At 35.0% G+C, this 25,899-nt stretch carries 22 protein-coding genes; 7 read left to right on the forward strand and 15 right to left on the reverse strand.

Annotated features, from left to right (window positions below):
* Window positions 1-106 precede the first annotated feature (106 nt).
* From C6368_RS00055 to C6368_RS00070, 4 genes are all read right to left on the reverse strand, one after another.
* Window positions 107-2,533, reverse strand: coding sequence for a TonB-dependent receptor domain-containing protein (locus C6368_RS00055; RefSeq protein WP_107037130.1), 2,427 nt, complete (start codon window positions 2,531-2,533; stop codon window positions 107-109).
* A complete protein-coding gene (locus C6368_RS00060) occupies window positions 2,530-3,912 on the reverse strand; it encodes an HTTM domain-containing protein (RefSeq protein ID WP_394336198.1) in 1,383 nt (460 codons plus the stop codon). Before C6368_RS00060 ends, C6368_RS00055 begins: the two co-directional genes overlap by 4 nt.
* Entirely contained in the window at window positions 3,905-4,969 is a 1,065-nt protein-coding gene (locus C6368_RS00065; protein WP_107037131.1) for an imelysin family protein, read from the reverse strand. The genes C6368_RS00060 and C6368_RS00065 overlap by 8 nt, the downstream gene beginning before the upstream one ends.
* Window positions 4,970-5,030: 61 nt before the next feature.
* Window positions 5,031-6,179 (reverse strand): DUF4856 domain-containing protein, encoded by a 1,149-nt coding sequence (locus tag C6368_RS00070; protein ID WP_107037132.1) that lies wholly within the window; start codon window positions 6,177-6,179, stop codon window positions 5,031-5,033.
* A gap of 156 nt (window positions 6,180-6,335) precedes the next feature.
* On the opposite strand from C6368_RS00070, the gene C6368_RS00075 reads away from it, so the two are divergent.
* The 3 genes from C6368_RS00075 (at window position 6,336) to C6368_RS00085 (ending at window position 9,422) form a co-directional block, all read left to right on the forward strand.
* On the forward strand, window positions 6,336-6,716 hold the full coding sequence (locus tag C6368_RS00075; RefSeq protein WP_107037133.1) for a methionine-R-sulfoxide reductase: 381 nt from the start codon (window positions 6,336-6,338) through the stop codon (window positions 6,714-6,716).
* Window positions 6,717-6,925: 209 nt separating this feature from the next.
* The gene (locus tag C6368_RS00080) at window positions 6,926-7,939 is read left to right on the forward strand and encodes a COX15/CtaA family protein (protein WP_107037134.1); all 1,014 of its coding nucleotides are present in this window, start codon (window positions 6,926-6,928) and stop codon (window positions 7,937-7,939) included.
* 40 nt (window positions 7,940-7,979) lie between these two features.
* Window positions 7,980-9,422 carry an aldehyde dehydrogenase gene (locus C6368_RS00085; RefSeq protein ID WP_107037135.1) on the forward strand — a complete coding sequence of 481 codons (1,443 nt, stop codon included), beginning with the start codon at window positions 7,980-7,982 and terminating at the stop codon, window positions 9,420-9,422.
* 74 nt (window positions 9,423-9,496) lie between these two features.
* Here C6368_RS00085 and C6368_RS00090 read toward each other — a convergent pair whose 3' ends face one another.
* The 6 genes from C6368_RS00090 to C6368_RS00115 form a co-directional block, all read right to left on the reverse strand.
* Entirely contained in the window at window positions 9,497-9,883 is a 387-nt protein-coding gene (locus C6368_RS00090; protein ID WP_159038328.1) for a hypothetical protein, read from the reverse strand.
* 92 nt (window positions 9,884-9,975) lie between these two features.
* Window positions 9,976-11,940, reverse strand: a complete 1,965-nt coding sequence (gene dxs, locus C6368_RS00095; RefSeq protein WP_107037137.1) for a 1-deoxy-D-xylulose-5-phosphate synthase — start codon at window positions 11,938-11,940, stop codon at window positions 9,976-9,978.
* A gap of 145 nt (window positions 11,941-12,085) precedes the next feature.
* Window positions 12,086-12,700, reverse strand: a complete 615-nt coding sequence (locus C6368_RS00100; RefSeq protein WP_107037138.1) for a hypothetical protein — start codon at window positions 12,698-12,700, stop codon at window positions 12,086-12,088.
* A gap of 81 nt (window positions 12,701-12,781) precedes the next feature.
* Window positions 12,782-13,546, reverse strand: coding sequence for an NRDE family protein (locus C6368_RS00105; RefSeq protein ID WP_107037139.1), 765 nt, complete (start codon window positions 13,544-13,546; stop codon window positions 12,782-12,784).
* 58 nt (window positions 13,547-13,604) lie between these two features.
* Window positions 13,605-15,335: a hypothetical protein gene (locus C6368_RS00110; RefSeq protein WP_159038329.1), complete on the reverse strand. Its 1,731-nt coding sequence runs from the start codon at window positions 15,333-15,335 to the stop codon at window positions 13,605-13,607.
* The gene (locus C6368_RS00115; protein WP_107037141.1) at window positions 15,328-18,420 is read right to left on the reverse strand and encodes a tetratricopeptide repeat protein; all 3,093 of its coding nucleotides are present in this window, start codon (window positions 18,418-18,420) and stop codon (window positions 15,328-15,330) included. Before C6368_RS00115 ends, C6368_RS00110 begins: the two co-directional genes overlap by 8 nt.
* A 167-nt stretch (window positions 18,421-18,587) precedes the next feature.
* Here C6368_RS00115 and C6368_RS00120 point away from each other — a divergent pair, with 167 nt between their 5' ends.
* Entirely contained in the window at window positions 18,588-19,295 is a 708-nt protein-coding gene (locus tag C6368_RS00120; RefSeq protein WP_107037142.1) for a cell division ATP-binding protein FtsE, read from the forward strand.
* Window positions 19,296-19,318: 23 nt separating this feature from the next.
* On the opposite strand, the gene C6368_RS00125 is transcribed toward C6368_RS00120, so the two are convergent.
* From C6368_RS00125 to C6368_RS00145, 5 genes are read right to left on the reverse strand one after another with little or no spacing between them, the layout of a single operon-like run.
* Entirely contained in the window at window positions 19,319-20,686 is a 1,368-nt protein-coding gene (locus C6368_RS00125; RefSeq protein ID WP_159038330.1) for a glycosyltransferase family 39 protein, read from the reverse strand.
* 15 nt (window positions 20,687-20,701) lie between these two features.
* The gene (locus tag C6368_RS00130; protein WP_107037144.1) at window positions 20,702-21,418 is read right to left on the reverse strand and encodes a glycosyltransferase family 2 protein; all 717 of its coding nucleotides are present in this window, start codon (window positions 21,416-21,418) and stop codon (window positions 20,702-20,704) included.
* Between the two features lie 21 nt (window positions 21,419-21,439).
* Complete coding sequence (gene arsC / locus C6368_RS00135) at window positions 21,440-21,778, reverse strand: arsenate reductase (glutaredoxin) (RefSeq protein WP_107037145.1); 339 nt, start codon at window positions 21,776-21,778, stop codon at window positions 21,440-21,442.
* A 25-nt stretch (window positions 21,779-21,803) separates the two neighbouring features.
* Window positions 21,804-22,559, reverse strand: coding sequence for an ABC transporter ATP-binding protein (locus C6368_RS00140; RefSeq protein WP_107037146.1), 756 nt, complete (start codon window positions 22,557-22,559; stop codon window positions 21,804-21,806).
* Complete coding sequence (locus C6368_RS00145; RefSeq protein ID WP_107037147.1) at window positions 22,559-23,299, reverse strand: MlaE family ABC transporter permease; 741 nt, start codon at window positions 23,297-23,299, stop codon at window positions 22,559-22,561. The genes C6368_RS00140 and C6368_RS00145 overlap by 1 nt, the downstream gene beginning before the upstream one ends.
* Before the next feature lie 79 nt (window positions 23,300-23,378).
* Here C6368_RS00145 and C6368_RS00150 point away from each other — a divergent pair, with 79 nt between their 5' ends.
* Genes C6368_RS00150 through C6368_RS00160 form a run of 3 tightly spaced genes read left to right on the forward strand, consistent with a single transcriptional unit; the run spans window position 23,379 to window position 25,667 of the window.
* Window positions 23,379-24,008 (forward strand): SprT family zinc-dependent metalloprotease, encoded by a 630-nt coding sequence (locus tag C6368_RS00150; RefSeq protein WP_107037148.1) that lies wholly within the window; start codon window positions 23,379-23,381, stop codon window positions 24,006-24,008.
* Window positions 24,005-25,078, forward strand: coding sequence for a mannose-1-phosphate guanylyltransferase (locus C6368_RS00155; protein ID WP_107037149.1), 1,074 nt, complete (start codon window positions 24,005-24,007; stop codon window positions 25,076-25,078). The genes C6368_RS00150 and C6368_RS00155 overlap by 4 nt, the downstream gene beginning before the upstream one ends.
* 31 nt (window positions 25,079-25,109) lie before the next feature.
* The gene (locus C6368_RS00160) at window positions 25,110-25,667 is read left to right on the forward strand and encodes a hypothetical protein (RefSeq protein WP_107037150.1); all 558 of its coding nucleotides are present in this window, start codon (window positions 25,110-25,112) and stop codon (window positions 25,665-25,667) included.
* The last annotated feature ends 232 nt before the right edge of the window (window positions 25,668-25,899 follow it).

Below are 25,899 nucleotides of genomic sequence, written 5' to 3' on the forward strand. Positions count from 1 at the left end.
CCTAAATAATTTAGGCAACTGCCTGTTTATTTCAATCGTTCGAGAGGTCCTTTCCTTTTAACGATGTTTTTATAATCCCATTGAATATTTAATTCGTAATTAAAAATTACTTAGAAATTTTAAACTGTAGCGTAACATACCCAGATATTCCATCCGAAGGTAAAATCCCAGGGCCAGGATAACCCGTCGCCCTCCTCGTAAAATAACTCGCATTTGTAAAGTTGTTCACTCCAAACTCCACCTGAAACCATTTTTTAAAAGTATATTTTCCGCTGAAATCAAAAACTGCGTACGCTGGCACTTCACCGATTACAGCATCTCCGGAAGGTTCTATTGCATTGGAAGCGTCAGAGAATTGTGCGGAATTGAAACTTCCTTGTACTTTTAGTGTCCAGTTTTTGAAGGAAGAACTAATTCCTGATTTTACCATGAAGGTACTTACGTATTCCACTTTATTACCTACGTAATTTGGCTCTTTGGAATTGATGTAATTGGCGTTGATGTAGGAAGCGTTTATGAAAGTATTTAAGGACCAATCGCGTTTTTTGGCTCCTAATTTCAGCCAATCAATTTCTGCAAAAGTTTCTAACCCATAATTTTGAGCGTCACCAATATTTGTTCTTTCTTTTTTGACGGTTTTTGGTTTTGGAGCGAATCCAATTTTATCACCGTAGAAAATATAGAATGCCGATAAATCATAGATTAAGATATCTTTCAATAAGCCACGGAAGCCTAATTCTGATGTAAATCCGTATTCATCTTTTATGTTTGGATCCACCACAACGTTAGGATTCGTTACACGAATATCTGTAAAGTTAATTGCTCGGTAGTTTTGTGTAATGTTGGTGTACAAACTGGATTTCGCTCCTGTTTTATAAGAAACTCCTGCTCCAAATAAGGGAACGGTTCGTTCAACATTATTCGTATCATTTACGCGGCTTATAGCTAAAGTGTCGAAATTAATTGGGTGTACAACATATTGCTTGTAAAATCCTTCTGAACTCGTTGAAATATTCTCAATACGAACTCCAACATTAAATCTCAATTTCTCTCCAACGAAAAACATGTTTTCAGCAAATAAGGCTTGATTGACTGATGGATAATCAAAAGAAGAACCTTCCACATCATCAGGATTGATGAACATAAAATTAGCGTCATCTCCATCTGCTGCCGTTCCTTGTCTGGTTTGGGTTTGACCTTGATAAACTCTCGCTCCAACAAGCAGTGCTCCTTTCACTTTTGCAGGTTCAGTTTCAGATTTATACCAACTGTATTTCTTTAAGAAACGCGCTTCCACTCCACCGTTCATAAAGTCGGAATAAATCATTTCTCTGTTTCCTCCTTGGTCCGTTTGGGTTATTTTTCCTAAAAATCCTATTGTTCTTCTGTTAGAAATCATTCCAAAAGCACGTACATCAAACGTAGTAGACTTATTGATTTCATAAGTGGATTTTAGGGCCAATAAATTCCAATCTACAGCAAACCAATTTCTGTCACGCACACTTTGGCGAGGATCTTCTTCAAATCCTAAATCTGTTAATCCACCTGCTTGTTTGGTCGTATAATTCATATGGGTAAACTCGGCACTCACAGTCCAATTTTCGTTTAAATAATAACCGAGTTGAGCAAAGGCTTGGTGCTGATAAAATTCGCTGTTATCTCTATAGCCATCGCCTGTTTTGTATTGATGATATGCTTGATAAAAGAATCTTTTGTGTGTTCCAGAAATACGATTGAATGTACTTTTATAGCCATACCCTCCCACCGTATTTCTGCTTGTAAATTCAAATGGCGAATGTTTAACGGGGTCTAAAATTTCGAAATTCAGTAAACCTCCAAACTGCGTTCCGAACTGCAACGCTGCAGAACCACGAATAATTTCTATGCTTTTTAATGCTTCAATTGGTGGCGTGTAATAACTTTCTGGATAACCCAAAGCATCTGCACTGATGTCGTATCCATTTTGACGTGTATTAAAATTCGCAGTTCTTTTTGGACTTAATCCTCTACCTCCAATTCCAACTTGAATTCCTGCGCCATCATTTTCCCAAATATTTAATCCTGGAACTTTTGCATACATTTCTCTGGCGTTACCCGTAGATTTTGCTCCACTTAAATTTTCTAATTCAATAATTGAATTTGTCCCTGTATTTAGTCTAACTCCTTTGATGGGCGGCATGAATCCAACATTAAAATCGGCCATTCTCTTCTTAATGATCATTACTTCCCCCATTTCTTGGGTTTCATATTTCATTTCGAACCTCTTCGATTTGTTCAATTCAATGTCTTTTCCTGCGATAATTCTTAAAGTGTCGTAAGAAGTATAGGTAAATTCTATGGTATCATTTAAATTGGCTAGAAAAGAGAATTCTCCATCAATTGATGTTCTTTGGAGTTTTTTAGAATTAAGATTTTGGATTTTTATTCCTGGCAATTCATCATTTTGTTGATCAACAATTACCCCACGATAAGTCTCCTGCCCAATAATTGGGGACACTATAAAAAATGATATGATAATTAATATTATTCTCATTTTTCAAAAGTTTCAATCCAATTACGGTGTTTCAAATTGTATGGCAATTCTGTCAAATCGTGTTTTTTATCAATAAATAACTGCGATGGTCTGCCGTTCAATGAAACAAATACTTCAGCATGCACCGCAGGATCGCGCAAAGTTATCGATTGTTCGCTATTTGAAAAGGTTTTTCCATCAAATTCTTTCTTTAAAATTTTAGCAAACTGTAAAATCATATCTGGTTGTGTCATCATTTGATCTTCTTGTCTAACAGTCAAATAATCGGTATTGTTTATTTCAATAGTTCTTCCAGATGCTTTATCGGTAACATAAAAAGTAGCGTGACCTTCTTTGTGCATCAACATCACGCGCCAAGAGAATCTAAAACCTTCTTCATTCCAAAATAAATCGCCTGGATACGCCAAGAATCGCATAGGAACTAGAATTTGAATTGCGCTAAATAAAATGATTCCATATTTCACAAAAGGTTTTGGAGATGGAATGCTTTTTATCGTTTCAGGAAGTTTTTCTGTCCATTTAAACAGTTTTTTCAATCCATTTAAAAGTTGTTGATGGAATTTCACACCAAAGAATATCGTAGTAGAGAAAATCATCACCCACGGGAAAACGCCTATTGGAAATAGCAGCCATGTCACAATATGAAAAACTATAACTGCAACATAAGCGAATGGTCTGGTTCTTTTGTACATCAGGAAAAACACGATGAATAAATCATAAATACAACCAAACCAACTAAAAAAGTAAGCTGTAATTTCTTCTTGCAAAAGTCCTCCAACCAATGGTAAATTGTGATGTGCTTGAAGCCAAGTTCTCAATGGTTGCGCTTCAAAAAACCAATCTGCATTCAACTTTGCTAACCCAGCGAAAATATAAACGACAGCCAATTGAAACTTCAGAATTCCAATATGCCAAGAAGCGGTTTCTTTTGTTCTAATTTTAGGAAAAAGTTTTGCATCAATAGAAAAATCGCGATGGGCTGGAACCAACATCATCAAAAAACTCATTAAACTGATGAAATAATAGTGATTGAGATAATTTGACTTATCGAGAAGTTCAACATAGGTGAAACACACAAAGAAAATAAAGGTACTCACACGGTAAAAAAGCCCCAACATGATAAACAAGGCTGCAATTGCCATAATGACAAATGGAATATACATCAAATTTCCTTGCAAGGGTTTTACCCATTCAAAGCCTAAATATCCGAAGAAAAATTGTGGTTCAATGTACTGCGTTTCCACCCAACCCTTCATAATAAAACGCAGACTACTAAAAAGCAGCATAGCTCCAAAAATTATGCGAAACATAATTAATGGAGCTATCGCTGTTTGCTTAAAAAAACCAGCTTTCACACTAAGGCTTATATTTTTAATCACCGTCGTTGTCTTGATATGTAATCAAAACGCCAAACGCTGCTGTCATATCAGTTTTGATATTTACAACTTGTTGTTGCAGATGTAAGTACAATTCATCCAATTGATTTACCATCGAAGGATCGTTGATTGCTTGTTCTAAAGTCATTGAAAACCCTTCTGCTTTTGAAATAATTATATCAAACTTATCATTGATAATATCATCCAAATCAGTTCTTTCCAAATTCACTAAATAGTCGTCAAAACCAAGTCCGCCAGAACCATTGTAAGTTACTTTTAAAGCTTTAACGCTCTCCACTAACAGCTCGAAAGAAATTCCGCTATACCTTGCTTCAACATATTCCGGATTTGTTAAACCTAAATTTGCTTTTCCAATAGGAATTCCAATTTTTGCAGTCTTCGCTAATTCATAATCTCTGTTGAATTCATTTACAAATTCAGAGAAAGCAGAAGTTGAAGAAGTTCCAGTAGATTCGTTAAATGTTCCTCTATATGTTGACCAACCATTCACAATTGTTTGTGTTTCACTAGACAGTTTTTGAATTACTTCATCGGTATAAACAACATAAGCTGCGTTCGTTTGAAATTCGCTCAAAGCTTGGTCATTGAAAAGTAAATAATCTAACGCACTTAATCCAATAGCATCCAAATTTGATGCAGAAGCTAAGTTGTAAGTTCCAGCATTTATATTTGATTGAATTTTAGATGCATCAACAGGATAAGTTCCAGTAGCGCTTTTGAAACCAATGTTGCGAATTGGACCAAAATCAAAAATCTTCAAAGTTTGCCATGTCAAATAACCCGATTTCCAATGCATTTTCACTTCCTCCAAGTTTGCACTTGTTGGGTCATTTTTAAAAGTAATGAAACTTGATTTTAATTCAGAAATATCAGCATCGAATTGACTCAAAGAAGGAAGAATGATATTTGCTGAAACATTTTTCAACATATCTCCCTTGTTAAAAGGTGTATTATCTTCGTCTTTTCCAACTTTATCCTTACAGGAAAATAATAGTGCAACGCTCAAAAGTAAAACATATCCTACCGATCTTTTCAACATAACTTTTTTGTTTTAGGGTGATTGTCGAAACATAATATCTATTTCGACAATCACCCTGGTATTAAAACTTCACATTAATTGCATCAATAATCATATTGATGTCTGCAACAGTGATATCCCACATATTATCTGGAAATAACTCCATTAAGATAGCATGCTCTGGTTGAGACATTCTTCTTGTTTCAGTTGGAGCATAACGTAAATTCCATGCGAATGCATAAGCTTCAGAAAGTGAGTGAAATGCTTTTGCGTTATCAGATCCCAATTGTCCAATCGCTGCATTCAAGTAATAAACTGCTTGTTTAGCAGAAATCAATTCCCACATTAAACGAATTTCTTGAATTGCTTCATCACGCTTGTCTAGATCATCATTTGAAATTGCAGCACGACCTTTCAAGAAGTTGTCCATCATTACTGAATTTGAATTCAAATCAGCATCACGACTGTTACAGTATTTACCCCAAAAACTACTTGGAATACTTGAAGGAAAGTCAGTGTCTACACCAAAATATCCGAAAGCCTCATCAAAATGGTGCTCCATTGTAGTGTAGTATTTTCCATTTGCTGCATCAACAGCATCAGTATTGTCTACATTCATTTTAGCATCCGCAAAATATCCATTCACAGCTTGGTGCATGAATATAGCACCCATTAATCCTTTTTCAATTAACTGAACCGGCTCGTATCCATTTGCATCAAACAAATAAGCACTTGAACCTGAAGTTAAAACTCCAGCTTGTCCACTTGCCGCCATCTCTCCGTTGTCATTACTTGCAACTGCTAAATCAGCCATCCAATCTTTAAACATTTGAACATCATTTGTAAATGTTTTGTTTTCCAATTGCTTTGAAGATGTAAATGAGAAGTTTCCTCCTCCATTGTCTCCAGTGTTTGCATACATATCCAATAAATCTTGTTCTGAAACAATTGCTCCAGTACCAGACTTCATTTTTACAACCATTTCTTCTAGTTGACTCAAACGATCTATTTGACCATCAAAATTTACAGTTGAATTCCCATTAGCATCTGTAAACATATAACTAGTAGGTACAGTATAACTTGTTCCGCCTTCTGTATCGAATTCACAAGAACCATCATCTTTCTGAGCTTCTGAATTGTAATTAATTGCAGATTCATCTGTACAACCTTCTTTTTTACAAGCGATTAACATTGTCGCTGCTGCTGTAAAAACAAATATTTTTTTGATCATCTTAAGTATGTATTTTATTTTGTCGCAAATTTAAGGAGGTAGTTTTGAATTCACAATACCATAAAAGTGGTATTTAGAATCATTTTAAATAAACTTAAATTTGATATATTTGTAATTGAACATAACCGAGTGTTGAACGTTTTATAAAAAAGAAAAATGATGTCAGAAGAAAATAAATACAATGAATTATCAGCTGAAGAGCACAGAGTAATTATTAATAAAGGAACTGAAAGACCATTTACAGGAGCTTTACTAGATGAAAAAGCGGAAGGTGTTTATACATGTAAACAATGCGATGCTCCCCTTTACACTTCAGAATCAAAATTTAACTCTATGTGCGGATGGCCATCTTTTGATGATGAAATTGACGGTGCTGTAGAACGTGTTTTGGACGCTGATGGAAGAAGAACTGAAATTGTATGTGCGAACTGTAAAGGACATCTAGGCCATGTTTTTGAAGGAGAAATGTTAACTGCTAAAAACACGAGGCATTGTGTAAACTCTGTCTCAATGAACTTCAAGCCAATTGTGTTTTAAAAATCCATTATCGGCGTTACTCCCAGTTTTGAAAACTGACATTGATGACATTTCAATACGTATGGTGCGGACGTTTTACAAAACGTCCACACGGTAACACATACTTTTTCGCTTGCGTAAAATTTGGAAAAACATTTGAAATTCCCGCCTTTATAATCGTTTGAATAGTATTTTTGTAAAGTGACATTTTTTTATAAAAATAGCTTGTAATGAAATACGGAAAGTGGTTTGTTAGCGTCAATTGGATAACTTTAGTTTTTATTTTTCTCGTAGTGATAGCGGGAAGCTTTGTTAGAATTACAGGAAGTGGAATGGGATGTCCGGACTGGCCAAAATGCTTCGGTCAATGGGTTCCACCAACAGACAGTTCTGTTTTACCAGATGATTACAAGTACATCTACAGCGAAAAGCGCGCAAAGAAAGTTGAAAAATTCAGCAACATTCTAGAATCAATTGGAATGGAGGAAACAGCTGAGAAAATTCGAAATGACAAATCAATTTTATACGAACAAGATTTTAACGTAAGAAAAACGTGGACAGAATATGCCAATCGCTTGTTTGGTTTCATGGCCGGAAATGGAGTTTTACTCGTTTTTCTTTGGATAATGCTCAAATACCGTAAACGAAAGTTGGTCATTGTTTCCACTGTCAACCTCCTTTTATTGGTGTTCCAGGCTTGGTTTGGCTCTATAGTTGTCGCGACAAACCTTGTTCCATGGACAATTACTGTACATCTCTTCTTAGCGCTGGTCATAATAGGGTTACAGCTTTACCTCATTAGAATTGTCGCTCCTTCTCAACAAAGAAATATTAGGGTAAGTAAACCATTTTATGCCTTGGTTTTCTTCATTTTCGTTGTTGTTTTTGCGCAAATGTTTTTAGGAACTCAAGTTAGAGAGGAAATTGACCACCTTACAAAAGCGGGAATTGGAAGAGAAGGTTGGGCTGAAAATTTAGGTCTCATATTCTTTATTCACAGAAGTTCTTCTTGGCTAGTCTTGGGCTTAATCGCTGTGATGTTTTGGATTTCTAGAAAAAGAAAAGATTTACGCATCATTCATTGGGTTTTCGCAATGTTAGCGATTGAATTATTAAGTGGAGTTATTTTAAACCATTTCAATGTTCCAGGTTTGGTTCAAACCGCACATTTATTATTTGCTTGTATCCTTTTTGGAATTTTAATGATGGCGACGTTTAGACTGAAAACGAAGGAAATCACTTAATTTTTATATTTTTACACTACACGATAAAGTCATATTCACAATGGAAAAAATACAGAACTACATCAACGGAAAATTTGTTGCTCCAAAAGCAGGAAACTACTTCGACAATATAGAACCTGCAAAAGGAATTGCGTATTCTTTAATACCTGATTCTCAAGCGGAAGATGTTGAAGAAGCAGTTGAAGCGGCTAAAGCTGCATTTCCGAGTTGGTCTGGATTAAGCATTGAAGAACGAGGAGATTGGATGATGAAACTTTCTGAAGGAATCGCTGCAAGAATGGATGAATTCGTTGAAGCCGAAAGTAGAGATAATGGAAAACCAGTTAAATTGGCCGAACATGTTGATATTCCTCGAGCAATCTCAAACTTCAAATTTTTCGCCACTGGTGTTCAGCACTTTGCTTCTGAATCTCATGAAATGGTGGGTGTGGGTGTGAATTATACGCTCCGCAAACCACTTGGCGTTGTAGGATGTATTTCACCTTGGAACTTGCCTTTATATTTATTCTCTTGGAAAATCGCACCAGCAATGGCAACAGGAAATTGTGTTGTGGCAAAACCATCTGAAGTTACACCCTACACTGCTTACTTGTTGTGTAAAGTAATGGAAGACATCGATTTCCCGAAAGGAGTTTTGAATATCGTTCACGGATTTGGCCACACTGCAGGTGACGCCATTGTTCGTCATGAATTAACAAAAGCCATATCTTTTACTGGTGGAACAACAACTGGTCAAACAATTGCAAAAATTGCGGCACCAATGTTCAAAAAACTTTCATTAGAACTAGGTGGGAAAAATCCAAATATCATTTTTGATGATTGTGATTTCGATGAAATGATGACAACTACCATTCGTTCAAGTTTTGCCAACCAAGGTCAAATTTGTCTATGTGGATCAAGAATTTTCGTTCAAAAAGGAATTTACGAACGTTTCAAGAAAGAATTTGTAGAAAAAATCAAAAAATCGAGGGTTTCTTATCCTAACGATCCAAAAGCTCAATTGGGTGCTGTAGTTTCGAAACCACACATGGAGAAAGTTCTAAGCTATGTTGAATTAGCCAAAGAAGAAGGCGGAACAATCTTAGCGGGTGGACACCAAGTGAAATTAGACGCACCTTATGATCAAGGGTTTTATATTGCGCCAACAATTATCGAAGGGTTGGACTATAACTGTAGAACAAACCAAGAAGAAATCTTTGGTCCTGTAGTTACCTTAACGCCTTTCGAAACGGAAGAAGAGGTTTTGATGATGGCGAATTCTACACAATATGGTTTATCAGCAACAATCTGGACAAATAATTTAAAACTAGCGCACAGAATGGCTAACGATATCGAAGCAGGAATTGTGTGGATTAATGCTTGGTTGGTAAGAGATTTACGTACGCCGTTTGGTGGAACGAAATCCTCTGGAGTTGGTAGAGAAGGTGGCTGGGAAGCAATGAAATTCTTTACAGAGCCGAAGAATGTATTCGTGAAATATTAATCTTTTAACCGCAGAGAAAAAGCAGAGGTTTCGCTGAGGTCGGAGAGAAAAAGCAAGGCTCAAACATCGTTGTGCTATTCTACGAAAAACTTAATGAGATAATAGAAAATCGTGAAGTGTAAACTTGCGTTTAAAAGCAGTATCAAGATAAATGGAAAAGTAACTTGATCAGGATTTAGCTTTTTATATTCTTTTTCAGGCCATTGCTTGGCTAGTTTTCTGATTTGAGTACCTAAGATTACAGTTAGAATTAGATAAAAAAACATGTAAAATATAGCGAATAATTCGCCATTCTGATTCTCAACTTTATAAACGTAAATTAAAATTGGAGCGTAAGGAAGTATAAAGAATAATAAATATTTTACTCGCCCTTCATAAAGACCTGACCACGAAAGACTTCTTAACATATACTCAACAGCCATGATTGGCGCTTTGAAGAATTCGATTTTTCTCTTATCCATTTTACTCATCACCCATTAGATATACCAAAAAGACTATTGAGAAGAATGATGACCTAATTCGTAATTCTCCATTCGTAATTACTCAATTAGATTCACCCTACCGAATACTTCACTTTCTCCTCTGAGCTCAATGAACTTTTTAATTCTGGCAACATGGCTATAACAGTTTTGATAATTCCATTTGCATCATATCCTGCTTCGGCGAAAAGCTCTTGTTGTGTTCCGTGGTGAACATATTCATCATGAATTCCAAGTCTTTTTACCTTCGAAGAATAACCTTGGTCGACCATGAATTCAAGAATTGCACTTCCCATCCCTCCCATTAAACAACCATCTTCAACAGTGATTACTTTATCGAATTTTGAGAATATTTCGTGTAATAAACTTTCGTCTAGTGGCTTCACAAAACGCATATCGTAGTGAGCAACAGAAGCCCCCATTCCTTTCAATTCATTAATCGCATCTTGGGCGAAGTTCCCTGGGTGACCAATAGATAAAATTGCAATGTCTTCACCTGTCGTTACTTTACGACCTGTTCCAACTTTCATTGGTTTCATCTTCGTTTTCCATTCTGTCATCACTCCTTTACCTCTTGGGTAACGAATACTGAATGGCCCCATATTTTCTTGCTGAGCTGTGAACATCATATTTCTCAACTCTGCTTCATTCATAGGTGCAGCAACAACCATATTTGGAATGCTACGCATATAAGCAATATCGTATGCTCCATGGTGAGTTGCTCCATCTGCTCCAGCAAAACCAGCGCGGTCTAAACAGAAAACAACATTTAAATTTTGCAATGCAACATCATGAATCACTTGATCATAAGCACGTTGCATAAACGATGAATAAATATTACAGAATGGAACCAACCCTTGAGTTGCCAATCCTGCAGAAAATGTAACTGCATGTTGCTCTGCAATTCCCACATCGAATGAACGATCTGGCATTGCTTTCATCATAATATTTAAGGAAGAACCTGAAGGCATCGCAGGAGTAATTCCCATGATTTTTTCATTTTCCTCCGCTAATTCTACGATGGTATGTCCAAAAACTTCTTGGTATTTTGGAGGTTGAGGCGAACTTGGTACAATCTTTACGATTTCACCAGTATCTTTATTGAAAACCCCTGGCGCGTGCCATTGTGTTGGATTTCCTTCCTCAGAATATTTGAATCCTTTTCCTTTTTTGGTCAAACAATGTAAAATCTTTGGACCAGGTATATCTTTTAAATCTTCTAATACTTTTGCTAACCCAATTACATCGTGACCATCTACAGGACCGAAATAACGGAAGTTTAGCGATTCAAACATGTTGCTTTGTTTCAACAAACTACCTTTTAAAGCAGTTGAAACTTTACTTACAACTGAACGTGCATCAGGACCAAATTTTGAAATCTTTTCCAACATTGTCCAAACCTCATCTTTTACTTTATTGTAAGTATGAGAAGTTGTGATGTCCGTTAAATAATCTCTTAACGCACCCACATTCGGATCAATCGACATACAGTTGTCGTTCAAAACCACCAATAAATTAGCGTCTTTTTCATAACCCGCATGATTCAATCCTTCAAAAGCTAAACCCGCTGTCATTGCACCATCACCAATTACAGCGATATGTTGACGTTCCGGATGACCTTTGTAACGATTGGCAACCGCCATTCCCAATGCTCCAGAAATTGAAGTTGAAGAGTGACCAACACCAAAAGTATCATATTCACTCTCGCTACGTTTTGGAAAACCACTTATCCCACCCTTCGTACGATTGGTAGGGAAAGCATCTCTTCTTCCAGTAAGAATCTTGTGGCCGTAAGCTTGATGTCCAACATCCCAAACCAATTGATCTGTTGGAGTATCGAATACATAATGCAAAGCAACTGTTAATTCAACGACACCTAAACTTGCGCCAAAGTGTGAATTCCCAATTTCTGAAACTACATCAATAATATATTGACGTACTTCCTCAGAAATTTGAGGCAATTGCTCTTCCGTTAACTTTCTTAAGTCTGCCGGATTATTGATGTCTTTTAAAAGTTGACCTGGATTATATTTCGCCATGTGTTAGAATCGTAAGAGTGCAAAAATACATTTACTTATTATAGTTACAAAACACTTTAAACTTAATTAATGTTCAAAGATTGTTTTGAATTTTGAATCAAAGTGTAATTTAAGATATTTTGGGGGATATACAAGGAAAGTTGAACTACCAATCTTCTAAATAATTCGCTGGTCCATGGTATAATATCCCATGAACTGTACTCGTTGATCTTCTAAATTGACGTGGTTCAACCGACCCTTCAAAAATTTCAGAATAAATGATTTCTTTTCCAGTTTGAAGTTTTAATCTCATTTTAGTTTTCAAACTTCCATGGTATTTCTTGATTGGAATCATCACTTGATGGCCAGGCTCTAAGTTTAAAGATCTAAAATAACTATTCCCACATCCACTAGTTACCCAATATTCAATTGGAGACCATCTGCCTTTTTCGTTCATCGCTTCTTGAATCATTAATAAACTTCCATCTTGAAGCTTTGCATTAAAAGTAGAGTCCGTTGTATTAATTAGGTGAGCAATAAAATGATTTTCAGGATTATCATCTGTCCAACCAAATCCCAAAGATTCTAAATTCTTTGCTTTTTCATTTACGTTAAATTGGAAATATAATTCATTAGGTCTAGGTTTAATTTTGCTCGCATCTATCTTTTCTTCATTTCCAATCTCATACCAAGCACGCATATTTCCATTCGGCTTTTCTTGCGCAAGAATAAAATTCGATAGAATAAAAAATGGAATTAGGAGAAGTGTAGATAATTTCATGTGATAGTATTTGATAATTAAATAACATAGAATTAGACCAAATTATTGTATTATCCAATCATAAATTAAAAATATTAACTATCAAATTTCAAACACCACATCATCCACATTCGAAGTATTTTCTGAATCATAAGTCCGCTCCACAAATTTCATATCTCCGTTTTTCGAAATAAGAAGCAAGGTAGAACATCGGGTTCCATAATTATCGATATCAATAAAAATAGAGGATAAAGCCATTTCAAGCTCTTCATCTAATCCAGTTTCGGGAAGGTGATTTACTTCAGCTTTATTCTCATTTTTAAGAATAGAAAATAAAGTTTCATGGTCAAAATTATCCTTTTCGATTTCCTTTTTCAAATCATCTTTAGCAAGGACCAATTTTGGCCAAGGCGTATTCAATAATGCATTGCTTACTCCATGAATTCCAGCTTCAATTTTTGTGATTGAATTAGAAATATTCGAATAATGAAAAACTCCATGCTTATCGCCCAACAACAAATTAAAACCATTGTATTTCGCAGCATCTTTTTGTAAATGTTGAAGATAATTCTCTGCTGAGTCAGTTGATTTTAGAAATTGAGGGATTAAATTTCCTCTGGTTGGTGCAAATTGCTTAATATTTTCAATATCTCTGTGATTCGTAACAGCAGCCCACTTCCCGGTTTCTCCTATTCCGAACCAAGTTCCACCACCTTCCAAATCTCTTCCAGCAAGGATATTCACCTCCTTATCTTCAGTCCAAAAATGTGCTTTTTGAGCAGGACGTTTATGAAATTCGTCCCTATTAGCGATGAGAATTAAAGGATATTCTGCGGAGACTTTATATGCAAATGCAATTAGACACATCGTCGTAAATTTAATGATTAAGTATTAACGCGATAGGGCTTCATTAAAGCACTAGCCCCTAAAATCTAAATGTCAGTCCAGCCATAAATTGAAAAGCATTTACCGGATAACCATTCCATCTTTGGTAACTTTGCGCAGCCAAATTATTGAATTCTGCAAAGATCGATAAGCGTGGTGTATATCTAAATTCTGCTCCAACATTCAAATCAGCCAAAACACCCAACTCTCTGTAATAAATTCCGTCTTCTAATTCCGCTCCTTCAGCCAAAGGATCAAAAACTCTCGCTTTTCTACCAGTTTCCAAAGTAAAGTCAACTTTTGCAATTAATTTATCTGCAATATTGTATGAACCTCTTGTAATTAATTCCAATTGCGGCATATTCCACGCATAAGGATTATTGTTAGCCGAATATGTATTAAAACGACCAATAACATCAACTTTCAATTTCTCATTTTGTTGGTAGGAAATGCTTCCCGAAATTGTAGTCATCGCTATTGTATCATATTCAACTCTGAATTGGTTTCCTGATGAATAAATCGTGTCGTTAATAAACAAAGCATGATTTCTTAAATTCTTAAATGCAATATTCGCATTAAAACTTATGCGTGGAGACAAAGTTCCTTTTATACCAAAGTGAAACTGATATCTGCTTTCGCTTCTCAACTGATTATTTGAGCCAATAAACTCATTTTCTGCAGCTAAATACGCAAAGCGCTGTTGTTTTAAACCTCCTTCAATTCCTGCATACGGAATAAACATATCGTTAAATAAAGAATAGCGAACTTCAGCAATTGGGTATAAACTTGCTTTTGTTTCCTCGTGAATATCCAAAGCCAACTCTCCCCCTACTTTAAATTGCAATTTCTCATTCATTCCATAGAAACTTGTTAATGGGCGCAATTGAATAACGGTGTTTTTTGAAACAATTCCTGTATCTAAAGCTGTTAAAGAACTGTCTGCAATTCCATATCGATAACCATTATATCCAATGTTAAAATCTGCTTTTAAGTTCGATACTAAAACATTCGAACTCATATTGTATTGCCATTTAGTTTTTATGCCGATGAAGTTTTCAGTTCCTCTCCAATCTTCTAGACTATCTGATTGAGGTTTTCTATCTCTAAAATTATCATATTCTAACCCCACACGATAATTTAATTTCGCTGAGTCTTTCTTATGTGAATCATAAAACGCATCAAATCCAACAGATTGATAGCGTTGTTTAATACTGTCTCGGTCTGCATCAGGGTTTTCGAAGCCATAATAATGTAATCCTTGGTTCTTATAATGTAAACCTCCACCATATGAAAAACGTCTCTCTTCCACTTTACCGAACGCTTTAATGGCTGTATTGTCAAATTGAGATGGAGCGTAATCACTGATTCCTCCCCATTCAGAATAATGAACAGCATGCGCACCCCAATTGAATTTTCTTGAGCGTGTAGAATTATAATAAACTTCTCCCAAGCCTCTCAATAAACTACCTCCACCAACTTTAGCATAGCCATTGTACAACTGTGACAATTGCGCACGGTGACGAATATTTGCTGGCTCAATCCCTTCTACTTCAAAAGAAGTTTCTTCTTTTAACATTAATAAGGGATAATCAACAGCTGCTGCTCCAATTACAGTATCGATCATTGCAGGTCGCAAATAAATACGATAAGCAGGTTCAATAGAACGATCTGAATCGGTAACTATATTTACGTCCCCACCTGTTTGACCAAAGGCTTTAGGAAAAGTAAAAAACACGCTTGCAATGAAAACTAAAATTATATATTTATTCATCTTCTCCATTATTTATATCAATCATTCGATTCGTATCGTCCTCAAATTCATCCGGCGAATCCTTCAACTGCATCAATTCTGATTTTACTTTGTCGGCTTCAAGCAACACACCATCTTCTTTGTTCGGGTAATTGTTGATGACTAAATTGATGGTTTGTTCAGCTTGGAACAAATCATCCGTCATCATAAAGACTCTTGCTTGTAGAATTAATGATTTCGCAATCCAGAAATCGTAGGCTGGCTTACGTTGCAACAATTCATTATGTAAAGCTTCTGCTTTTGTATAGTTCTCTAAACTATAATATGCTTTAGTTAATGTATACAAAGCTTCGGTTCCTCTTACCTTTCCTGTATTGTCGGCTGTCCAGCGCAAAGAAGCAAGTGATTGTTGATATTGTTTAGTGTTAAACAAAGACATTCCAGCAATATAATTCCCTTCAATGCGAATGTCTTTATCGTCCAATAATTCGTCATTTAAAACTTTATTTGCGGCTACAGCAGCTTTTGAGAAATTCTCAAGAATAAAATTTGTACGCATTAATCCAACTCTTGTATTGAAAATTACTTGCGCTTTTGAAGCGAGTGTTTCAAGTTTTTCATAATGTGGCAAAGCTCGACTATACTGCTCACTATTGTACAATAGTTTTGAGGTTCTGACCAATGCTTCTTCAGTGTAACCAGAATTTGGACGATTTATGATATTTTCATAATAAGTAATCGCTCTATCTTCATCACTTCTTTGGTAGTAAATATCTGCCAAATAGCTCAACAATTGAACTGAGAAACGACCATTAGGATAACGTTTCAAATATTTATTGATTTCTGGAATTGCTTCATCATAGTTTTCATTCACATACAATTCACTTGCTGTTTCATAAAAGAAAATTTCTTCATCATCTTCTGAAATATCTGCACAAGCATATTCTTTACTCAACCCAATGATTTCATCTTGGCGGCGAGTTGCACGGTAAACATCTACAATTCCTTGAGTTGCTCTTTTACATGTTTCATCATCCAAAGTATATTCGCTTAAAACACGACGGAAATAACTTTCAGAAGCTGTATATTCCTTTTGTTTGAATTTAATATCTGCAATTTCTATCAATGCATCCTTCACCAAAATATTACCTGGATAATTTTTAACAATAGCATCAAAATGAGTTAATGCTTTTGGATAGTCTCCTCCATTTTTATACCCCATTGCGATATCAAACTTTGCTGGGATTACAAATGAAGAATTAGGATGATCTTTTAGAATTCTATTTAATGTAGAAATTTGTTCATCTCTTTTCCCTGGAATCAGTTTATAAACTTTCGATAAAGAATAAAGATAACGGTCTTTTTTTGCAATATCATAAGTTAAAGCTTTTTCATAATTCAATGCAGACTTTTGAAAATCAGGATTACCTTTAGTAAAATATCCATCTCCTATTCGCGCATAGGCATCGGCTAATTTGTTATCATCTTGAATATTGGTTAATTGGGTGAATGTTCTAAAAGCTTGAATTGCTTGTGTCCAATCCTCCTGCATAAAATAAGCATAAGCAATATTATAATACGCCGCTTCTTTAAGCACCAAATCATTCATTCCTGGCACATCCAAAAACTCCTTGAATTCTTTAATGGCCAACTTCCATTCTTGTAACATGTAATGCGCGTCAGCTTCCCAAAACTTGGCTTTACTTGTCACTGTTGGGTCTACATCATATTTAGAAACTCCTTGCAGCGCCTCCACACACCCCTTATAATCTCCGCGTTCATACTTTTCAATTCCCATGTTGAAAGAAACCACTTGATAAGCCGTTTTCAACTTCATGTTTAAAACAGGAATTCGATCTAAAGATTTTAAAGCTTCCTCATAATTCTTTGTACTTGAATAAACATTCACCATGTAGCTGTATACATCTTCCTTTCGTTTTGAGTTTGGAAATTCACTCAAATACAATTCGAAAGCTTTTATTGCCTCATTGTATGGATTGTAGTCTAATTTATAAGATAAAACGGCGTAATTGTATAATGCATCTTCTTGCACAACTCTATCGAAATCAGAAGAAGCAGACCTAAAAGCCGTTCTTGCATAGTTGAGTTCTTCCTTATATAGATAAGATTGTGCGATATGATAATAAGCCACTTGCCCCAATTTATCCTCTACACGAGAAACACGATCAAACACCCTAATTGCTTTATCGTATTCTTCATTTTTAAAGTAAGAATACGCCAATGAATAACTTTGTTCTCTATTCATTTGTTTCCTGTTACTGTAATCTTCTAAAAATGGAACTGCCTTATCATATTTCTCCACTTTATAGTAGGCGTCACCTATTAAAAGATTCATTTCAGCAGTATTGTCACTGATTCCATTTTCATTTACAGAAAAGTCAGGAGCAAATTCAGTAACTTTTTGATAATCTCCAAGTAAATAGTAAATCTGAGTTAAATAATAATTTACTTCATCTTTAAACGTTGGATTTTCTTTCAGCTTTAAGAAACCGTCCAAGGCCTCTCTATAAGTTTCATTTTTATAGGCAATATGCGAATAGTAATATAAAGCCGGTGCACTAAAGCTAGAGTTACCGTCTTTTATATCAAAGAATTCATTTCTTGCTTCGGTATAATTTCCTAATTGAAAATTAGAATACCCCAATTTAAAGTGATACGCAGCGATTGATGAAGTGTCGATTGATCTTGGATCTGTTTTATCCAACCATTCTTTGGCATCTTCATACTTTTTCCTTTGGTAGAAATGCTCTCCCAGCTTAAAAAATATACCATTTTTATATATGCTTTCAGGATATTCGTTATTGAAATCCAGGAGAATATTTACTGCATCAGAATTATAAAGTTCGAGGGCTGAAATTCCAACATAATATTTTGCTTTAATGTATTGCGGATCATGATGATCTTCAACACTGCCAATAAAGGCCGTGAAAACTTCACGCGCTGCGCCGTATTGTTCTTTTTCAAACAATTCTTCTGCACGATAAAAATCTGCATATTCTCCACTATATTTCTTAGTGGATTGACTCCAAACTACTGTTGACAGTAGGATAGAAACTAGAAAAAGAAAACCACGTGGTGTAATCATTGTAAGACTTTAATAAATACTTTTACTTTAACGTATAAAAATAAGGAGTATTGGGATGGAAATTAAGGACACTTTGAAAAGTTTTAAACGCAATTCTGTTAAGATTGTTATTTGCTCGCCTTAATTTCTTTTAATATTATGTTGATATTTGTAAAAACATTCGGCAAGTGGAAAAGGTAATCGATATAAATCAAGGAAGAATTGAGCAGAAAAAAGTAACTGTTCTACAAGATGTTAATGTTACGATTTCCTCAAAGGAATTTGTTTACCTCATCGGTAAAACAGGATCTGGAAAAAGTAGTTTCCTTAAAACACTTTACGGAGACCTTCGATTGGTTGATGGATCGGGTGAAGTAGTGGGATATGACTTAAATAAATTAAAAAAACGTGAGATTCCACTGCTCAGAAGAAAAATAGGAATTGTATTTCAAGACTTTCAATTATTGACAGATCGTTCTGTAATGAAAAACTTATTTTTTGTTCTTAAAGCAACCGGTTGGAAAAAGAAAGCCACAATGGAACAACGCGGTCTTGAGGTGTTAAGAATGGTTGGAATTGAGGAAAAAGCCTACAAAATGCCTCATGAACTTTCTGGAGGTGAACAACAAAGGGTTTCTATTGCGAGAGCCTTGTTAAACAATCCTGAATTAATTCTTGCAGATGAGCCAACAGGAAATCTTGATCCTGAAACCTCTGCTTCAATTATGAATTTACTGCAAGCTATTGCAAAAGAAGGAACAGCATTATTAATGGCGACACATGACATGGGATTAGTTGAAAAATTTCCAGGAAGAGTGCTAAGAGTAGAAAAAAACACGATTAAAGAAGTTGAAGCTTTAGGAAACTTTAATCCGTTTGAAGTGCAAGAATTTTAAAATTAAAAAATTAAATTCTGAAATTAATCCGAAACTAAAGGAACAAACACTTTTTCCTCTCCATACTTCTTGGCGTTTTCATAATCTGGTATGATTAGTTTATTCCAATATTTGTCTGGTGTGTAATGCTTCATAAACACCATTTTATAACCTTCATAAGTCATAGAATCATAGTGAATAATCTTGTGTGAATATTGCCATGACTGATAAAGACTGACATACACCAAATATAAAGGCAGTATCATTATAAGAGAACGACGTTTATTCTTCAAAATCCATTCAATAAGCCCAGCTAATGGAAATGCCATAAAAGGTAAAATATCCACTAAAGTTCTTGCTCCAAAGCTTCCTCCATACCACCAGCACCACCAACTAAAGGTTACATATAGAAAAATTGGCAGAAAGATCGTAAGCGCCCAGAAATACATCTTTTGAACTTTGTATAATCTAAACATTCCAAATAGTGCAAAAAACATCAAAGGAGTATAAATAAACCAACCTTTTCTGAAAGAAAATAAACCTTCCCAAACATGAGGGTTTGACCAAAAGAAGCCTTCATCATTATAGGAATAATAAATTAAACTTCCGGTTTGAATTTTCCAAAATATAAGTTGAGGTAAAATACTTAATACACCTCCCAGAACCACAAGTAAAACATGAGAAAATGGGGTGAACAGTTTTTTGAAATACGCTGACCAAACTAAAGATTGGTCTTTAAAAATGATCAAAATAGGTAAAATAAATAGAATGTTAATTGGTCGAACTACAACAATTAACCCTAATGCAGCACCCATTAAAAAACTAATTCCAATTCGCTTTTTCTTCAACCAGTTTTGCACCATATACAAAAGTGCAGAAAGCAAAAAGAAGGTAATGGGGTGTGACAATCCGGTTTCGTAAAAGGCGTAGAAATACAAATTTGTTCCAAAAATAATAATGAGGACTGTCAATAAGCTCGACAATCTTGAAAAGGACCTTTTTAAAATAAGCCAAATAAAAATCAACCCCATCAATGTGTAAAAAACAGAAGAAAGCGAAATGGCTAATTGATAAGGTTCTGAAAAACCATCAGCTTCGTAATGATTACTTGAAAGCGCATACAAATGACCGGCATAATAAAATGGCAGATTCATCATTGCAACTCCCATACTCATTTTTACGGCATTTCTTCCAATAGGAGATTCATGAACACGGTATCGGCGGTTCTTTTCACCATCTTTAATTTCAAAAAACGGATCGTTATTGACAATTGCTGCAGGCAGATAAGTATGGTAAATATCAACATCAGACCTTAGAATGTTTTTGCTTTTCCATTGAGATCTATCAATATTTTGCCATAATAAAACAAGAGATAGAAATGCAAAAACTACAAACGGGCCATATTTCTTCATTTTTTGAAGGAACATTTAGTTGAAGAATCTATATTTAAATATGCAATAGATTGCTCTAAAACCGTCTTTCCAACCGATTTTCTTTCCTTCATCAAAGGTACGGGCGTAATAAGAAATACTCACTTCATAGATTCGAATTTTTGGCACTTTAGCCAATTTAGCAGTGATTTCAGGTTCTAATCCGAACTTTTTCTCCTTAATCTGAATGTCTTTAGCTATAGATGAACGAATCATCTTATAACATGTTTCCATATCAGTTAGTGTAAGATTATTAAAAATATTCGACAAAAAAGTTAGTACTTTATTTCCAAATGAATGCCAAAAGAAAAGTATTCTTCTTGGCTGAGCGCCAACAAATCTAGAACCAAATACAACATCTGCATCGGCCGCTAAAACTGGTTTTAACAATAAATTTAATTCCTCAGGATCATATTCTAAATCAGCATCTTGAAACACTAAAAAGTCACCTGTACATTTTTGAATTGCCATGGATATTGCCGAACCTTTACCTTCATTTTTTTCTTTGGAGTAAAAATGAATATTGTGGTCAGGATTCAAATCAATAAATTTCTGAATATTTTCTTTAGTTAAATCGGTTGAGGCGTCATTAACTATAATTATCTCTTTCTGAACTCCACCAATCAATTCAACATCAATGACTTTTTTCAAAAGTGCTAAAACAGTATTCTCCTCGTTGTAAACAGGAATTAGAATAGAAAGTTTATTTATCATAATAGCGTTTTACTGTATTCTTTAAAGAATTTCTAATACATTTTCTGGTGGACGACCTACAACTGCTTTATCACCATTCACAAAAATTGGACGTTCAATTAGTTTTGGATAAGTAATAAAAGCCTCAATCCATTCATCATCACTCAAAGTTTTCCCTTTGAAATTGTCCTTATAATCTTGCTCCCCCTTTCGAACTATTTCCTCGGCTTTCAAACCTAATTTTTGAAGTAAATCTTTCAATTCAGCACTAGTTGGTATATTTTCAAGGTACTTTACAACTTGAACTTCAGCTCCCTTTTCTTCTAAAAGTTGTAATGCACTTCTGCTTTTGGAACAGCGTGGATTGTGGTAAATTTTCATGATAAAGAATTAAAATATTATAATGTTAGGCGAGTTTTCCTTTAAGTGTTTTCATAAATTTAGAAGCATAAACGAAATCAATAATCTCTTGATTTTCAGTCTTTATAATTTCATCTTTGGTGCCTTGCCACCAATTTCGACCTGTATGAATAAATACAATATGATCACCTATTTCAATCACACTATTCATATCGTGGGTAATTACCACAGTAGTCATATTGTATTCGTAGGTTATTTCTTGGATTAAGCTATCTATCAAAAGAGAAGTACTTGGATCTAAACCAGAGTTCGGTTCATCACAAAACAAATATTTTGGATTCATCGAAATTGCTCTAGCTATGGCAACCCTTTTCATCATTCCACCACTCAACTCTGCAGGCATCAATTTATTTCGTCCTGTTAAATCAACACGATCCAAACATGTATTTGCACGATCCAACATTTCCTTTTTGGACATTTTGGTAAACATTTTCAAAGGAAACATGATATTTTCTTCAACAGTCATTGAATCAAAAAGAGCAGAACCTTGAAAAAGCATTCCTATTTCTGTTCGAATATCTTTTCTCTCCTTTCTGTCCATTTTAGAAAAATCTCTACCATCGTAAAGAACACTGCCAGAATCAACTTCCATCAAACCAACAATACATTTTGTAAGTACAGACTTTCCTTGACCAGATTGTCCAATGATTAAATTCACCTTCCCAGCTTCAAATTTCGCAGAAAAATCGTGTAAAACATGGTTTTCCCCAAATGACTTGTTTATGTCTCTTACTTCAATCATTACATTAAAATTAATTGAGTTAAAACAAAGTTAGCAAGTAAAATCACAATACTACTCCAAACCACGGCTTGAGTAGAAGATTTACCAACATCTAGCGCACCACCTTTGGTGTAATACCCGAAATATGAAGATACTGAAACAATGATAAAAGCAAAAACACATGTTTTTACAAGGGCATAAATAATATCCCCGGTTTTAAAAAAAGCACGAACACCATAAACGAATTCTTCGTGAGAAGTTAAACCTGATGCTGTAACGGAGTAATAACCTCCAAGAATACTCAGCCCCATTGAACAAATAATCAAAAATGGAAAGAAGAAAACCGAAGCGATAATTTTGGGTAAAACTAAAAATGAAAGTGAATTCACCCCCATTATTTCGAGGGCATCAATCTGTTCAGTAACTTTCATTGTTCCAATTTCGGAGGCAATATTAGACCCAACTTTCCCAGCTAAAATCAAGGAAATTATTGTAGGCGAAAACTCTAAAATTGTACTCGAACGTGTGATATATCCGATAGTATATTTAGGCAGCAAAGGGCTATCCATGTTGGAGGCCGTTTGCAAAGCAATTACTGCTCCCATAAATACGGATAAAATCGCTACGATTCCCGCAGAATTTATTCCGATTGTCTCAATCTCTGTTATTGTACGTCTGTAGTATACTTTGAAGCGTTCTGGTTTAGAGAACACATCTTTCAACATCCCAACGTATTTTCCTATGCTTACAATATAGCTCATTACTATGCTAAATTAATAGCTTATTCTTAAACAATGCGTATAATTCCAATAAATTTAATCTTATAATTACTTTTGTCTTGTGAATTCAAAAAGAGAAAATATTTCAAAAGCATTAAAACGGTACATTCCAGAGTGCTATATACCTTATATTGTTTCACTTATGTTTTCAGAAAATCTCGCTTTTAGAATTAGTAAACCAAGAAAAACCAAAGCTGGAGATTATCGTCCACCTTTTAAGGGAGAACCCCATAGGATTTCAATTAATGGCGACTTGAATCCTTACGCTTTTTTAATCACAACTGTTCATGAATTTGCACACATGACCACCTATGTGAAATACGGTGGACAAGTTTTACCTCATGGTCTTGAATGGAAAAGCGAGTTTAAAAGGTTATTAATTCCCGTATTAGAACAAAAAGAGTTACCCCTCACTATTGAAAAAGCACTTTTGAATAGTTTGAATAATTTAAAAGCTTCGAGTTGTACAGACATTCATCTGATGCGAGCACTTAGAGAATTTAATGCCTTAGACGATTCTACTGAACTCCTTGAAAATATAGGTAACAATATGTACTTTCGTTTGGGTAAAATGACCTTTCAACGTGGAATATTACGCAGAAGAAAGTATCTTTGCACGGAAGTGAACACTGGCAAAAAATATCTCGTCAATCGATTGGCGGAAGTTGAGCCATTAAAAAATGAAGAATGAGAGAAAATAATTACGCAGTAATTATGGCCGGTGGAGTCGGAAGTAGATTTTGGCCTATGTCAATTGAAGAGTGTCCTAAGCAATTTTTAGACGTGCTTGGAATTGGAAAAACATTGATTCAATTAACTTTCGAAAGACTTAAAAATGTAGTTCCTGAGAATAACATATATATATTGACAAACGAAAGCTATGTGAATTTAGTAAAAACACAATTGCCTTCACTTAAGTCAAATCAAATCTTAACAGAACCTGAACGCAAGAATACTGCACCTTGCATTACCTATGCAGCTGCAAAAATTTATGCATTAAATAAGGATGCTAACCTTGTCGTTGCTCCTTCTGATCATCTTATTTTAAAGGAAGACAAGTTTGAGCGAATTATCAATACGGCTTTGATTCGTGCAGACAAAGAAGATAGAATTCTAACCCTAGGAATAAAACCTACTCGACCTGATACGGGTTACGGATATATCCAATTTCATCAAGATGGCGATATTATAGCTGGGCAAATTTCAAAAGTGAAACACTTTACGGAAAAACCAAACAGAGAAATGGCCGAAATATTCTTGAAAAGTGGTGACTACTATTGGAATTCAGGGATTTTTGTTTGGAAAGCCAGAACAATTTTAAAGGCATTGAGAAAATTCAAACCAGATTTACACGAATTGTTTTGTGACAATTTCGAAATCTACAACACTCCTGGTGAATACGAATATGTAAACGAAGCATTCAGAAAATGTGAAGATATTTCTATCGACTTTGCAGTAATGGAAAATGCTAAAAATGTAGATGTTATTCTCGCAGATTTTGACTGGAGTGACCTTGGCACATGGGGAAGCTTGTCAGATCATTTAGACAAAGATGTTAACGGAAATAGCGTGAAAGGAGACAATACACATGTTTTCAAATCTTCAAATTGTTTGATTAATTTACCAAATCATAAATTGGCCATCATTCAAGGACTAGACAATCACATCGTGGTAGAATCAGAGAACCGATTACTTATCTTGGATAAGAAAGATGAGCAAAGTCTGAAAACCTACCTAAAAGCAATTCAAGAAAACAATTAATTTTTTCACCAACCCAATTTACTACACCGAAATGAATTTAGATATACCAAACGATTTTAATTCTGACAGCGACGATAAACCATTTGTAGCTTGCAAAGTTTGTGAGAGAGATTTAACCGATAGTCATACTCCATACACCATCGAAAAGGCATACAAAAGAGTTGACGAAGGGGAAGATGTAACTTTGTTTGAAGTAGCTATTTGTATACCATGCGCCGAAAAGCAAAGTAAAAAAATGAGCAAAGAGTCTAAGGCCTACATTATGAAAATGATGGGTGGTTCTGCGTTCATGGAAAAACGTCAAAACCGTTGGGATAAAAACTGGAGAGACGATTGGAAATCAGCTTGTTTATTTACTGATGAAAACATTAAAATAAATGACGAATACCATATTGTAGGTCAGTTTCAAGACGGACAAATCATTCCTACAATGACCCCATTTGTAATTGGACAAAGTTATATTGAGGAAATTCAAGAGAATTTATCTATAGAAACCAAAGAGGAAATGGATAAGTTTGGAGAGCAGTTTTTAGGGCCAGATCCTGCGTTGAGGGCGTTGCTGAAGGATCATCAGTTTGTGATGGTTTAAATAATTACGAATTACGAAATAGATAATTGCGAATTATTGGTTATCGTGTTCGCCTCGCTCAAGTTTTTTTTTTTTTACACGGAGGTTTTTAGAGAGTTGCACGGAGGCTGTCGATGTGGAGTCCATTAAAAATTTCGAGACACAGAGGTTTCACCTTTGGTGGATGGTAAGAAAAAGGTGGAGTTTTAAGGACGTTTTTAAAGGATTAATAGTTTATGATGGTTTAAATAAT

The sequence above is a fragment of the Brumimicrobium mesophilum genome, from assembly GCF_003025005.1.
Taxonomy (GTDB): domain Bacteria; phylum Bacteroidota; class Bacteroidia; order Flavobacteriales_D; family Crocinitomicaceae; genus Brumimicrobium; species Brumimicrobium mesophilum.